Consider the following 14,377-nt stretch of genomic DNA (forward strand, 5'->3'; position numbering starts at 1 on the left):
CAAATGTCTATCGAAATCAATGTACCAGACATCGGTGCAGATGAAGTTGAAGTCACCGAAATCATGGTGAAAGTTGGCGATACCGTTACAGTTGAGCAGTCGCTGATCGCTGTAGAAGGCGACAAAGCCTCTATGGAAGTTCCCTCTCCGCAAGCGGGTGTGGTGAAAGAGATTAAAGTTGCCGTTGGCGATAAAGTCGAGACTGGCAAACTGATCATGGTCTTCGAATCAGCGACAGGTGCCGTAGCGGCTCCTGCTAAAGCAGAAGAGAAAGTAGCGGCAGTCACTCCAGCACCTGCGGTCAGCGTAGTCAAAGACGTCGCGGTACCGGATATCGGTTCTGACGAAGTTGAAGTCACCGAAATCATGGTGAAAGTAGGTGATCGCATTGAGGCTGAACAGTCCCTGATCTCCGTGGAAGGTGATAAAGCTTCGATGGAAGTTCCGGCACCGTTCGCGGGTATTGTGAAAGAAATTAAAATTGCTACTGGCGATAAAGTCAGCACCGGTTCTCTGATTATGGTGTTCGAAGTTGCCGGTGCTGCGGCACCGGTAGCGACAGCTCCGGCTCCGGCAGCAGTTGCACCAGTAGCGTCAGCAGCGAAAAACGTTGAAGTGCCAGACATTGGTGATGACGAAGTTGAAGTGACCGAAGTGATGGTGAAAGTAGGCGATAAAGTCACTGCTGAACAATCACTGATCACCGTAGAAGGTGACAAGGCTTCGATGGAAGTGCCGGCACCATTCGCGGGTACCGTGAAAGAAATCAAAATCAGCACCGGCGACAAAGTGAAAACCGGCTCTCTGATCATGGTCTTCGACGTGGAGGGCGCAGCACCGGCTGCCGCTCCTGCCCAGCAAACTGTAGCACCTGCGGCAGCGCCAGCGAAAGTCGCTGCGCCAGCGGTAAAAGCAGAGAGCAAAGGTGAGTTTACTGAGAACGACGCTTACGTCCACGCCACGCCGGTTATCCGTCGTTTGGCTCGTGAGTTTGGCGTTAATCTGGCGAAAGTGAAAGGGACTGGCCGTAAAGGTCGGATCCTGCGCGAAGACGTTCAGGCTTACGTGAAAGATGCGGTGAAACGCGCTGAAGCGGCTCCGGCAGCAGTGGCTGGCGGCGGTCTGCCTGGCATGTTGCCTTGGCCGAAAGTTGACTTCAGCAAGTTCGGTGAAATCGAAGAAGTAGAATTGGGTCGTATCCAGAAAATTTCAGGTGCCAACCTGAGCCGTAACTGGGTCATGATTCCTCATGTTACCCAATTCGACGAAGCCGATATTACTGAAGTTGAAGCCTTCCGTAAGCAGCAGAACATCGAAGCTGAGAAGAAGAAACAGGATCTGAAAATCACCCCGCTGGTGTTCCTGATGAAGGCTGTGGCTAAAGCGCTTGAAGAATTCCCGCGCTTTAACAGCTCTATTTCCGAAGATGGTCAGAAACTGACGCTGAAGAAATATATCAACGTTGGTGTTGCAGTGGATACACCAAATGGCCTAGTGGTTCCGGTGTTCCGTGATGTTAACAAAAAAGGCATCGTTGAGTTGTCTCGCGAGCTGGCGGTTATCTCCAAGAAAGCACGTGACGGTAAACTGACTGCCTCTGATATGCAGGGCGGCTGCTTTACCATCTCCAGTCTGGGCGGCATTGGCGGTACGGCGTTTACGCCGATCGTCAACGCACCAGAAGTGGCTATTCTGGGTGTGTCTAAATCATCCATGAAGCCGGTTTGGAATGGTAAAGAGTTTGCTCCGCGTCTGATGCTGCCTCTGTCTCTGTCCTTCGATCACCGTGTGATTGATGGCGCGGCAGGTGCGCGTTTCGCAGCCTACATTGCCACCATTATGGCTGATATTCGCCGTTTGGTTATGTAATCCATGAGGCCGGCGTTTGTGTCGGCCTTATTATTACTTGGCTTACGCTTATATCACTGATAGTTATCAATCAACCTTGTTTTGCTCGTTACATTAGTCGACAAGGTTGTTGAGACACTCGTCACTCGATGCGGCTTTTCAGAGTATTAACAATTCTGTAAACTGCTCGCAGTGTAAGCGTCCCGGTGGATGAAGGGCGTTATGAACTTTATTAGCCTAATAAATGACGTCTGACCCGCCGGACAAACAATTAAGAGGTCATGATGAGTACTGAAATTAAAACTCAGGTCGTGGTACTTGGGGCAGGCCCAGCAGGGTACTCTGCTGCTTTCCGTTGTGCGGACTTGGGTTTGGAAACCATTCTGGTTGAACGTTATTCCACCTTGGGTGGTGTTTGCCTTAATGTAGGTTGTATCCCATCGAAAGCATTGCTGCATGTTGCAAAAGTGATCGAAGAAGCCAAGGCATTGGCTGAACACGGTATCGTTTTTGGTGAGCCAAAAACTGATATCGACAAGGTTCGGGTCTGGAAAGAGAAAGTTATCACCCAGTTGACTGGCGGTTTGGCAGGTATGGCTAAAGGCCGTAAAGTCAAAGTGGTAAACGGTTTCGCTAAATTTGCCGGAGCTAACACTCTGGTTGTGGAAGGCGAAAATGGCCCAACTACCATCACCTTCGATAACGCGATTATCGCGGCAGGTTCTCGTCCGATCCAACTGCCATTTATTCCTCATGAAGATCCGCGCGTGTGGGACTCAACGGATGCATTAGCACTGAAATCTGTCCCAGAACGTCTGTTAGTTATGGGTGGTGGCATCATCGGTCTGGAAATGGGTACTGTTTACCATGCTCTGGGTTCGAAAATTGATGTGGTTGAAATGGCTGATCAGGTGATTCCAGCGGCTGATAAAGACGTGGTGAAGGTCTTCACCAAGCGCATCAGCAAGCAATTCAACCTGATGTTGGAAACCAAAGTTACAGCGGTAGAAGCCAAAGAAGATGGTATCTACGTGACAATGGAAGGCAAAAAAGCCCCAGCGGAACCACAACGTTACGATGCCGTATTGGTAGCTATCGGTCGTGTACCTAATGGTAAACTACTGGATGCAGGTCAGGCTGGCGTAGAAGTTGACGAGCGTGGCTTCATCAATGTCGACAAACAGCTGCGTACCAATGTACCGCACATCTTTGCTATCGGTGATATCGTGGGTCAGCCAATGCTGGCGCATAAAGGTGTTCACGAAGGCCACGTTGCTGCTGAAGTGATTTCTGGTCTGAAGCATTACTTCGATCCGAAAGTGATTCCATCCATTGCCTATACTGAACCAGAAGTCGCATGGGTTGGTTTGACCGAGAAAGAAGCGAAAGCAAAAGGTATCAGCTACGAAACTTCCACCTTCCCGTGGGCGGCATCTGGCCGTGCTATTGCTTCTGATTGTGCAGATGGCATGACCAAACTGATCTTCGACAAAGAAACTCACCGTATTATCGGTGGTGCTATTGTCGGTACCAACGGTGGTGAACTGTTGGGTGAAATCGGTTTGGCCATTGAGATGGGTTGTGATGCTGAAGATCTGGCATTGACTATCCACGCTCATCCAACACTGCATGAATCCGTGGGTTTAGCCGCTGAGATTTACGAAGGTAGCATTACTGATTTACCTAACCCGAAAGCGAAAAAGAAATAATTTCTTGCTGGCGTAGAAAGAACATCAAACGGCTCCTTATTCAGGAGCCGTTTTTACTGAAATAACCACCTCAATGCATTTGAACTGGCGGTGGAATGATGTTCGGCAGTCGGCCTCTTAGAACTCGCATTTCGACTTCAATGGTTCCATCGTCGATGGTTTTTATCTCAGTCACCAAAAAAGGGCTACGAGGAAGAAATACTCTCATGTCTTCATTATTTTCCAGAAGGTCTGAAACATCGGTACTGTATGTTAATCCTTTGGGATAGTGAATGGTGTATCTTATATTGACCTGTCCATCATGAAGATTTTCTGAATTAAATTGCTCCGCATATTCTTCATCTGAAGTGGTGCTAAAAAAGGCATCATTACTGTAGATTTCTTCTTCCACGACGTTCGCTTCAAAATCAGCCCTATCTCTGATTTCCCCACGATAAACGGTATCAGTATTATCTTCGCTTAAATATCTGAACGTTTTATTCCTTAATGATATATTAATATCCGAATGACGGGATAGAGCATTGGTTAACTGTTCGATTTCCATTTGAAATCTTGGCGGGATTTCTTTGCTCCGCATTATTTTATTTATTCTTATATAACCGTCTTCAGTATAATCTCTTAGGGCAAAGTAATCTTGGAAACTTATTTTTCTATTGCTACGTAACTTATTATAACTTTCTATTTCATGATTTATATCAAGTTGAGTATCATGAAAAAATTCCTTACTGTAAATGCTTTCAATCTCCTCTATTGCTATTTCTATTTCATTTTCCTCAATGGGACTTCTGCGGTTTATTATTGTGAATTTACTTTTCCCGACTTCTTGAACAAAATCTTCTTCATTATCAGACTCCTTAACGCTGGATGAATCTGAATCGAATTCTGACTCTGACTCTGACTCTGACTCTGACTCTGACTCTGACTCTGACTCTGAATTTGAACTCGCTATTCTTGCCCGCTTATTGGGTGGTTCCTTATATAGTGTTGGAGCATCTGGATCTCCTAAAAGATAACCAATTTTGCCATTGACTCTTCTTAGGGTTCCTTCGGTTTTTGTTTTTTTTGTTGTTGATAAGAGGGGCGTTTTTTCTGTGCTGGAACCCGATTTAGCTGTTGTAGGCGCTTTTGTTGTAGACACCTTGGTTGTAGAAGCCCTGCTTGTAGTTACTGTTGTTGTTGGCTTGGTTGGTAGTTTTCCTATGGAGAATTTAAATCCTTTCGGCTGTGGGGTTGGCCCTCCGGAGAGAATACCGATACCGATATCCAGAGCAATTTCTTCATCTGTTTGCGGTGGGGTTTTCCCTTGATCTTCAGGTACTGTTTTACAGGAAATACCTCTTTCCCATTTACAATGTCGTGATTGATAGTCTGACCAATTTTCTTTATTAGACTGCCATACAGGTTTAGCTTCACGTGAATAGGCAATATTTCCCCATAGTATGGTGAATAAAATTGATAACGTCATAACCAGTTTCATATTCACTCCTTGTCTGTTTAAATAATCCATTACTTACATAAATGACTAGCTTGGTTAAACTAGCATTTAGTGGAATATGATAAATTATAAAATAAGGGGGTTTAATATTGAATAATGATTGTTGCGTAATCTGGAAGATAAATTATTTTAGTGTTATTTGTGAGGTGAGAGGCCTCCCCAGGATTTCATTGGTATAATATTAAATATTCGGCACACTATGTTAGTTAAATTTGCGATGCAGGTATATCATAATAAGATGGAACTCTGATTAATATTTACGTATTGTTTTTCTGTATTAGCATGGCGTATTTTAATCGAGCATGATGGAAATATTCCAATATCGTAACGTGATTATTTTCACGAAAATGACGTTGTAAGGCTCCAAGGTTTAGATGAGTGGATTGAGTTAGCTCATTCATTGACTATAACGGTACAATAAAAATCATCGATATGACCGATAGTGTCAGCAATGTCCAGCCCCGCTTTTTACCAAGGTGATACCTGTAATACAGAACCGGCACAGAGGGATAGTATCCTCTCTATAAATATGGTTATTATGACTGGAGTCACAATGACCGATAGCGCTTGCTGGAACCGCTCATTGGCAGCGTCACGCCGTATTTCAGTTGATTACGCTGTACTCAACGATTCAGCAAAAATTTAATGTTGCTTTTATGTGAACGAATTAACAACCAATTCAAATCCTGATATGCTGGCTGCGCAGAACCGGGCACTTACCCTACAACTTTAGGCATCGATTCCGGTGACCGGAGAGAATGGTTAGCCAGGCAAAATAAATGATAATGAAAGCGAGGAGAATGTCGTGCTAGAAGAATACCGTAAGCACGTAGCCGAGCGTGCTGCTGAGGGTATCGTCCCTAAGCCATTAGATGCATCTCAAATGGCGGCGCTGGTTGAAGCATTGAAAAATCCACCTGTTGGCGAAGAAGCATTCCTATTAGATCTGCTGACTAACCGCGTTCCACCCGGTGTTGATGAAGCAGCCTATGTTAAGGCCGGATTTCTGGCCGCCATCGCCAAAGGCGAAGCCATTTCCCCACTGATTACACCTGAAAAAGCCATCGAATTACTCGGTACCATGCAGGGCGGATATAACATCCATCCCCTGATTGAGGCGCTGGATAATGAAAAACTGGCTCCCATTGCTGCCAAAGCCTTGTCCCACACGTTGTTGATGTTTGACAATTTCTACGACGTGGAAGAAAAAGCCAAAACAGGCAACCCGTATGCCAAGCAGATTATGCAGTCCTGGGCCGATGCGGAATGGTATCTGTCTCGCCCGGCACTGGCGGATAAAATCACCGTAACCGTGTTTAAAGTGACCGGTGAAACCAATACCGACGATTTATCTCCCGCGCCAGATGCCTGGTCGCGCCCGGATATTCCGTTGCACGCGCTGGCTATGCTGAAGAATGCCCGTGAAGGTATTTATCCAGACCAACCCGGTAGCGTTGGTCCGATCAAACAAATCGAAGAACTGAACAAGAAAGGCTTCCCGCTAGCTTATGTTGGTGATGTCGTTGGGACCGGTTCTTCCCGTAAATCAGCCACTAACTCAGTGTTGTGGTTTATGGGGGACGATATCCCTCATGTACCGAATAAACGCGCTGGCGGAGTGGTATTGGGCAGTAAAATTGCTCCGATCTTCTTTAACACGATGGAAGATGCAGGGGCGTTGCCAATCGAAGTTGACGTTGCCAAGCTTAATATGGGGGATGTGATCGATATTTTCCCATATCTGGGTGAAGTCCGCCGCCATGATACTGGTGAAGTGCTGGCTACCTTTGAACTGAAAACTGACGTATTGTTGGATGAAGTGCGCGCTGGTGGCCGTATCCCGTTGATCGTAGGCCGTGGTTTAACCACCAAAGCCCGCGAATCTCTGGGGCTACCGGTCAGTGATGTATTTCGTCAAGCCAAGCCGGTTGCCAAAAGCAACAACGGTTTCTCTCTGGCGCAGAAAATGGTTGGCCGTGCCTGTGGTGTGCATGGCGTCCGTCCTGGTGAATACTGCGAACCTAAAATGACCTCTGTGGGTTCTCAGGATACCACTGGGCCAATGACTCGTGATGAGCTGAAAGATTTGGCGTGTCTGGGCTTCTCCGCTGATTTGGTGATGCAGTCGTTCTGCCATACTGCGGCTTATCCTAAGCCAGTTGACGTAACGACCCACCATACACTGCCTGATTTCATCATGAACCGTGGTGGAGTTTCTCTGCGTCCGGGCGATGGTATTATCCACTCTTGGTTGAACCGCATGCTGTTACCGGATACGGTTGGCACTGGCGGTGACTCCCATACCCGCTTCCCGATTGGGATTTCTTTCCCGGCAGGCTCTGGTCTGGTGGCATTTGCTGCCGCTACGGGTGTTATGCCGCTGGATATGCCTGAGTCGGTTCTGGTGCGTTTTAAAGGCAAAATGCAGCCGGGTATTACTCTGCGCGATCTGGTTCATGCCATTCCTTATTACGCAATTCAGGAAGGCTTGCTGACCGTTGAGAAAAAAGGCAAAAAGAATATTTTCTCTGGTCGGATTCTGGAAATCGAAGGTTTACCTGAGCTGAAAGTGGAACAGGCGTTTGAACTGGCGGATGCTTCTGCCGAACGTTCTGCCGCCGGTTGTACCATCAAGCTGGATAAAGCGCCAATCACCGAATATCTGCAATCCAACGTGGTATTGCTGAAGTGGATGATTGCCGAGGGTTACGGCGACCGCCGTACGCTGGAGCGTCGTATCACTGGCATGGAGAACTGGCTGGCTAATCCTCATTTGTTGGAAGGCGATGCCGATGCAGAATATGCCGCGGTAATCGAAATCGATCTGGCCGAGATCACTCAGCCAATCCTTTGTGCGCCAAATGATCCCGATGATGCCCGTTTGTTATCTGATGTAGCCAATAGCAAGATCGACGAAGTCTTTATCGGTTCCTGCATGACCAACATCGGTCACTTCCGCGCAGCCGGCAAATTATTGGATCAACACAAAGGTCAACTACCAACCCGTTTGTGGGTGGCACCACCAACCAAAATGGATGCGGCTCAACTGACGGAAGAAGGCTACTACAGCATCTTCGGCAAGAGTGGTGCCCGCGTTGAAATCCCAGGTTGCTCATTATGTATGGGTAATCAGGCGCGAGTTGCCGACGGTGCTACTGTGGTATCAACGTCGACCCGTAACTTCCCGAACCGTTTGGGTACTGGTGCTGATGTTTATCTTGCATCGGCTGAACTGGCGGCCATCGCGGCGTTATTAGGTCGTTTACCAACGCCAGATGAATACCAGACTTATATGGCACAGGTTGATAAGACGGCGGTAGATACTTATCGTTACCTTAATTTTGATAAGCTGAATGAATATACGGCGAAAGCTGACAGTGTGATCTTCCAGACCGCTCTATAAACAGCGTTTGGCGTTATTCATAATGAGTTAATAATTGAAGGGGGCCAATGGCCTCCTTTTTTTATTGGTTAGCCGGCTACCATGACACCGTGCTGACCGCTGACGACAGTCTGATGGCAATGATTCCGAATCAGCTTTGCTGATTTGTACCGAATAACTATTAGGCATACCTTTCAAACTACGGTTTAAGCCGCTATATTCCGCCTCCGACTATGGGAAGCCTTGGCCTCCCATTTTTACTTTATGTAATAGCATGATGTATGTTGCATAATTATTGGGAACTTGCACCAAGTTAGCTTGCTAATAATGTCTAAACTAATACTAAGAGCAACAGGGGGCGTGCTATGGACTATGAATTTTTGCGTGATCTTACCGGACAGGTAATAGTCAGATTTTCCATGGGGCATGAGGTGATCGGCCACTGGCTCAATGAAGAAATCAAAGGCGATCTAGCCAAGCTTGATCAGATCGAAGAAGCGGCGTCGCAGGTGGCGGGTAGTGAACGCCAATGGCAATTGGTGGGGCATGAATACACCTTGTGGCTGGACGGTGAGGAGGTCATGGTTCGAGCCAACCAATTGGACGTCGAGGGCGATGAAATCGAAGAAGGTATGAATTATTACGATGAGGAAAGCCTCTGTTTGTGTGGATTAGAGGATTTCCTCACGGTTCTGAAAGGTTACCGAGCCTTTCTGCTGAAATACTGAGCGTCTTATTCACTCGGTGATGATGCTGATTTTCTACTGGCAGACCAACATAATAATGAGCCAGTCACTACCATCCCTACGCCTGGCAGAAATGTGGCTGACGGTGGTGTACTAAGCCATAGGCTGGCGATCAATATTGATAGTAAAGGTGTGAAATAAGACAGGGCAGCAACCAAGGTGGCGTTGCCCTTTTTCATGGCGCTGTCCCAGCAAAGATAAGCTAATGCGGTGCTGGTTCCCATCATCAGTAATTCCATCACTGCCTGCGGGGTAAAGTGGAGTGGGCCTGGCGTCAAAGTAAAGAACAGCAACCACAGACACAGCGCACAGACGAGCAGAAACAGTGGCAGTGCGCCGCGTCCACGACTGTACAGACGTACCAGATTGGAATAGATCGCCCAAGAAAATGCCGCCACCAGTGCCAGGCCGTAAGCCAGTGGATTACTGCTGATATTGGTTTTGAGTATGCTGATATCCAGACCGTTTCCGCCGCTAACGACCCAGATAACGCCGAACAAGGCGATAGCAGCGCCAGGCCACAGCCACCAGCGGGCTCGCATTTTTAGTAGCACGACTGCAAACAGTAAGGTCAGACTCGGCCATAGATAATTGATCAGACCAATCTCCAGCGTTTGCTGACGATTATTAGCCATGCCGATAGCGATGACAAAAGCGACCATATAAATCACGAATAACGTTCCACATCCTAACAAGTAAGCCGGATGTTGACCTCGTACCTGCGGTTTACCCGCGACCAACCAGACAAGCATACCGCTGACGCTATAGATCGCGGCACCAGCGCCAAATGGTCCTAATGCTTCGGTTAACCCACGGGTTAACGCGACACTCATACTCCAAAGTATGATAGCTACGATGCCCAATAAAGTCGCGGAACGTTCCATGTCAGTAGGCTCTGTATTAACGATGAATTATTAGTCAGAGTACGGTATTTGAACTGGAAAGCATAGGATTCATGATTGATTTTTATCAGGTTTGTGAGGGGTTCGATCAAAGAAGAGAGTGGGGGAAAATAGGCAATAAACACAATCTGCGCTGTCGGATAACCCGCCAATTGATGGGTTTTTGAGCACCCGATCTTATGGTTTTAAACACAGGCAGGTTAACCTGCCTGTAGTCAATTACACTTCTGGAACGTTACGTCCGTAGTAGATTTCCTGCATTTCTTTATACAGCAGGCGAGTGATGGTGGCTTTCTCTTCATCACTCAGCTGCTCAGGGCTGGCGTTAAACAGGTAGTGTTTCAAATCGAAATCTTTCAGCATCATCTTGGTGTGGAATATGTTTTCCTGGTAAACATTGACATCCACCATGTGATACAGCGACTTTATATCATCAGACATAAAGTTTTGGATCGAATTGATTTTATGATCGATGAAATGTTTCACCCCTTTCACGTCGCGAGTAAAGCCGCGCACCCGATAGTCCATAGTGACGATATCGGACTCCAACTGGTGAATCAGGTAGTTTAGTGCTTTCAGTGGTGAAATCACACCACAGGTGGAGACTTCAATATCGGCGCGGAAAGTACATACTCCCCCTTCCGGGTGGCTTTCAGGATAGGTGTGTACACAGATGTGACTCTTATCCAAATGGGCAACCACCGTGTTAGGCAAGGGGCCAGGATGCTCGGAGGTATCGACATCGCGTGGGTCGATAGGCTCTTCGCTGACGAGAATAGTGACGCTAGCGCCTTGAGGATCGTAATCCTGGCGAGCAATATTCAAAATATTCGCGCCGATGATCGAGCAAGTTTCACTCAAGATCTCGGTCAAGCGGTTGGCATTGTATTGTTCGTCAATGTAGGCGATATAGCCATCGCGGTCAGCTGCGGTCTTGGCATAACAAATATCGTAAATACAAAAACTCAGGCTCTTGGTCAGGTTGTTGAAGCCGTGCAGTTTAAGCTTGTGCAATTTAGTTCACCTCCTTACGGATTAATACTCAACGTTTTGTGGAAAGTGCATTCAGCAAATACTGAGGTAAAGCAAAGCTACCAGTATGAATTGCTGGATTGTAATAGCGACAGGTCAGACCCGCTTGTAAAAACCGGGTTTGCAAGGTGGCCAGATCCAACTGACGCAGTGCTGGGTTTTGTGTCGCCCAGGCAAAGGTCATGATACCGCCATAATAGGTAGGTATTGCTGCCTGATAAAAACTGACATCAGCAAAATAATGACTGAGCTTCTTGTGGCTATCGACCGCTTCGTCCTGCTGTAGGAAGCACACGCCGTTCTGCGCGACGAAAATACCACCTTCGTTTAGGCTGCGGGCACATCCTTCATAGAACGCTGAAGTAAATAGACTTTCACCGGGACCGATTGGATCGGTGCAGTCAGAGATGATGACATCGAACTTTTCATCTGTCTGACTGACAAAATTGACGCCATCGTCGATCACCAACTTGAAGCGTGGATCGTCATAGGCACCGGCATTGTGATGAGGGAGATACTGGCGACAGAACTCGACCACTCCGGCATCGATTTCAACCATAGTGATTTGTTCAACGCGGCTGTGGCGCGCAACTTCGCGCAGCATAGCACCGTCTCCACCGCCAATGATTAACACTTTCTTCGCCTGACCGTGGGCCAGTAGAGGAACGTGGGTCATCATTTCGTGATAAATAAACTCATCGCGCTCGGTGGTTTGCACCACGCCATCCAGTGCCATAACGCGACCCAAGACCGGGTTTTCGAAGATGACCAAATCCTGGTGCTCGGTTTTCTCACGGTACAGAACATTCTCGACTGAGAAATACTGGCCGAAATTGGCATGAAGTGTTTCATACCAAAGCTCTTTCTGGGACATGTTAGGGGTTCTCCTCCACGGTAACAGCCATGAAAAATGGGCGCAACATCATAGCCAACTCTGCCTGAGGTTGCACGGTTGAATTTCAGACAGAGGTTATTGGGTAGGGTATTAGTTGGCGTAAGACAATAGACTGAGTGAATCCCTAGCCAAGGATTTGCATTTGGTTGGCATCGGAATGGCGATGCCACGCAGATCGCGATAGCTCTCTTCACCCAAGTTTTTCATATTAAAGCTATTATAGTTATGCAGATCCCAATGGTTCTGTTGGGCAAAATAGACAATCGCCCGCTTAATTTCTCCATTAGGCAGTTGGTTGTAACCACAATCATTTTTTAGATAAACGAAAACCGCCGTCAGATCGGCAAGATCCTCCGCTTCGGATTCAGTTAAGGCCTGACTGGCAGATGAAAATCCGCACAGAGTGAGCAGCAGTAAGACTAACGTTGTTCTTTTCATGGCGGAAATTTGCTTATTTTATTGTCAAAGAACGTTATCACACTTGGCCTCCCGCACACTAAATTTTCTTATTAACACTGGCGTAGGCACACAGTCTGGATGATTGTCGCTTGACCTTACCGTAAGGGGAGCGTTTAGGCTCTAGACTAATTATATGTCCTGATATTCTTTTCCCTCGGACTCATTTAATAAGGAGACGACCATGCATCGCCGGGATTTCATTAAATTGACGGCCGCTTTTGGAGCCGCCACGTCACTACCACTGTGGAGTCGAGCCGCTTTTGCCTCCGAAATGCCTAGATTGCCGATTCCACCTCTGCTTGCTCCGGATGCCAACCGCAAGATTCAACTACGATTACAAACCGGTAGTATGCTGTGGGTTCCAGGGCAAACGACCCAAACCTGGGGAATTAATGGCGGATTTCTTGGCCCGGCTATTCGTCTACAACGCGGTAAGCCGGTGACAATCGAAGTGAATAATACCTTACCCGAAGCGACAACGGTGCATTGGCATGGGCTGGAGATTCCTGGCGAAGTGGACGGCGGCCCGCAAGCGTTGATCGCAGCGGGAGCGACTCGCACCGTGTCTTTTACCGTCGATCAGCCAGCCGCAACCTGTTGGTTCCATCCGCATACGCATAATAAAACTGGCTATCAGGTGGCGATGGGGCTGGGTGGACTGGTGCTGATTGAAGATGAGGAAAGTAGCAAACTTGCGTTGCCCAAACAGTGGGGTGTCGATGATATTCCGGTTATTTTGCAGGATAAATTGCTGAACCAAGACGGGCAGATTGATTATCAACTTGATGTGATGACGGCGGCGGTGGGTTGGTTTGGCGATAAAATGTTTACTAATGGTGCTCAGTATCCTCAGCAAATAACTCCGCGTGGTTGGGTTCGTTTACGTTTACTGAATGGGTGTAATGCGCGCTCTCTTAATCTGGCCCTTAGCAACGGTCGGCCAATGTATGTGATTGCCAGCGATGGTGGCTTCCTGCCTGAGCCGGTCGTTGTCACTGAATTACCGATTCTGATGGGTGAGCGATTCGAAATTCTGGTTGATATGTCGGATGGTAACAGCTTGGATTTAGTGACCTTGCCGGTTAAGCAAATGGGTATGACGCTAGCACCTTTTGACCAGCCATTACCCGTACTGCGTTTGCAGCCGTCTCTGAGTGCGGGCAGTAAGACGCTACCGGATCAATTAATTGCTCTGCCAGTATTGCCATCATTGGATGGGCTGAAAGAGCGCTGGTTCCAATTAATGATGAATCCACAGTTGGATATGCTGGGTATGCAGGCGTTAATGACTCGCTACGGTCACCAAGCTATGGCTGGTATGAATATGGATCAGCATGGCGGCATGGCAATGAATGAGTCCGGAAAAGGCCGCATGGCCGGCATGGATCATGCGGCCATGGGACACGGTAACATGGCTGGCATGGAACCGGGCGCTAAGGCGGCGGATTCCTTCGATTTTAGCCACGCGAATATGATTAACGGCAAGGCGTTCTCCATGACCGAAGCCGCGTTTGATGTCAGACAGGGGCAATACGAGAAGTGGACCATTTCCGGTGAAGGAGACATGATGCTGCATCCGTTCCATATACACGGTACCCAGTTCCGTATTCTGACGGAAAATGGCCAGCCGCCAGCGGCACATCGGCGTGGATGGAAAGATACGGTACGCGTTGAAGGCGCGCGCAGCGAAGTGCTGGTTCGCTTTAATCATCTGGCTCCTGCCAGCCAGTCTTATATGGCGCACTGTCATTTACTGGAACATGAAGATACCGGCATGATGCTCGGTTTCACCGTGAGTGCCTAACCGACTCCCCGAGCCTAACTGGCTCGGGAAATTTTATCGTTCCAGCGATATGTTATTCACCAAAGACTTAACTTCTCTCGCTTGTTCACGCGTCGCAACTGTTTT

General features: G+C 47.8%; 10 protein-coding genes. 5 read left to right on the top strand and 5 right to left on the bottom strand.

Annotation, left to right across the window (positions count from 1 at the left end):
• The first annotated feature begins 3 nt into the window (after nucleotides 1–3).
• Nucleotides 4–1,869, top strand: a complete 1,866-nt coding sequence (gene aceF / locus DJ39_RS06120; RefSeq protein ID WP_004719091.1) for a pyruvate dehydrogenase complex dihydrolipoyllysine-residue acetyltransferase — start codon at nucleotides 4–6, stop codon at nucleotides 1,867–1,869.
• Nucleotides 1,870–2,132: 263 nt separating this feature from the next.
• Nucleotides 2,133–3,557 carry a dihydrolipoyl dehydrogenase gene (gene lpdA / locus DJ39_RS06125; protein ID WP_038244993.1) on the top strand — a complete coding sequence of 475 codons (1,425 nt, stop codon included), beginning with the start codon at nucleotides 2,133–2,135 and terminating at the stop codon, nucleotides 3,555–3,557.
• Between the two features lie 70 nt (nucleotides 3,558–3,627).
• Here lpdA and DJ39_RS06130 read toward each other — a convergent pair whose 3' ends face one another.
• On the bottom strand, nucleotides 3,628–5,034 hold the full coding sequence (locus DJ39_RS06130) for an ADP-ribosyltransferase (protein WP_256466103.1): 1,407 nt from the start codon (nucleotides 5,032–5,034) through the stop codon (nucleotides 3,628–3,630).
• Nucleotides 5,035–5,857: 823 nt separating this feature from the next.
• Between DJ39_RS06130 and acnB the strand changes: the two genes are divergently transcribed.
• Together acnB and yacL are read left to right on the top strand one after the other, a co-directional pair.
• Complete coding sequence (gene acnB, locus DJ39_RS06135; RefSeq protein ID WP_004719096.1) at nucleotides 5,858–8,455, top strand: bifunctional aconitate hydratase 2/2-methylisocitrate dehydratase; 2,598 nt, start codon at nucleotides 5,858–5,860, stop codon at nucleotides 8,453–8,455.
• Between the two features lie 344 nt (nucleotides 8,456–8,799).
• The gene (gene yacL, locus DJ39_RS06140) at nucleotides 8,800–9,162 is read left to right on the top strand and encodes a protein YacL (protein ID WP_038244997.1); all 363 of its coding nucleotides are present in this window, start codon (nucleotides 8,800–8,802) and stop codon (nucleotides 9,160–9,162) included.
• A 5-nt stretch (nucleotides 9,163–9,167) separates the two neighbouring features.
• On the opposite strand, the gene yddG is transcribed toward yacL, so the two are convergent.
• From yddG to DJ39_RS06160, 4 genes are all read right to left on the bottom strand, one after another.
• Complete coding sequence (gene yddG / locus DJ39_RS06145; RefSeq protein WP_038251234.1) at nucleotides 9,168–10,064, bottom strand: aromatic amino acid DMT transporter YddG; 897 nt, start codon at nucleotides 10,062–10,064, stop codon at nucleotides 9,168–9,170.
• Between the two features lie 237 nt (nucleotides 10,065–10,301).
• Nucleotides 10,302–11,096 (bottom strand): adenosylmethionine decarboxylase, encoded by a 795-nt coding sequence (gene speD, locus DJ39_RS06150; RefSeq protein WP_004719100.1) that lies wholly within the window; start codon nucleotides 11,094–11,096, stop codon nucleotides 10,302–10,304.
• Between the two features lie 28 nt (nucleotides 11,097–11,124).
• Nucleotides 11,125–11,988, bottom strand: a complete 864-nt coding sequence (gene speE / locus DJ39_RS06155; protein ID WP_004719101.1) for a polyamine aminopropyltransferase — start codon at nucleotides 11,986–11,988, stop codon at nucleotides 11,125–11,127.
• 111 nt (nucleotides 11,989–12,099) lie between these two features.
• Complete coding sequence (locus DJ39_RS06160; RefSeq protein WP_004719102.1) at nucleotides 12,100–12,447, bottom strand: YacC family pilotin-like protein; 348 nt, start codon at nucleotides 12,445–12,447, stop codon at nucleotides 12,100–12,102.
• Nucleotides 12,448–12,649: 202 nt separating this feature from the next.
• Here DJ39_RS06160 and cueO point away from each other — a divergent pair, with 202 nt between their 5' ends.
• Nucleotides 12,650–14,272 carry a multicopper oxidase CueO gene (cueO, locus tag DJ39_RS06165; protein WP_004719103.1) on the top strand — a complete coding sequence of 541 codons (1,623 nt, stop codon included), beginning with the start codon at nucleotides 12,650–12,652 and terminating at the stop codon, nucleotides 14,270–14,272.
• Nucleotides 14,273–14,377: the final 105 nt, after the last annotated feature.

Origin of the sequence: Yersinia ruckeri ATCC 29473 (genome assembly GCF_000754815.1) — a bacterium.
GTDB lineage: Bacteria > Pseudomonadota > Gammaproteobacteria > Enterobacterales > Enterobacteriaceae > Yersinia > Yersinia ruckeri.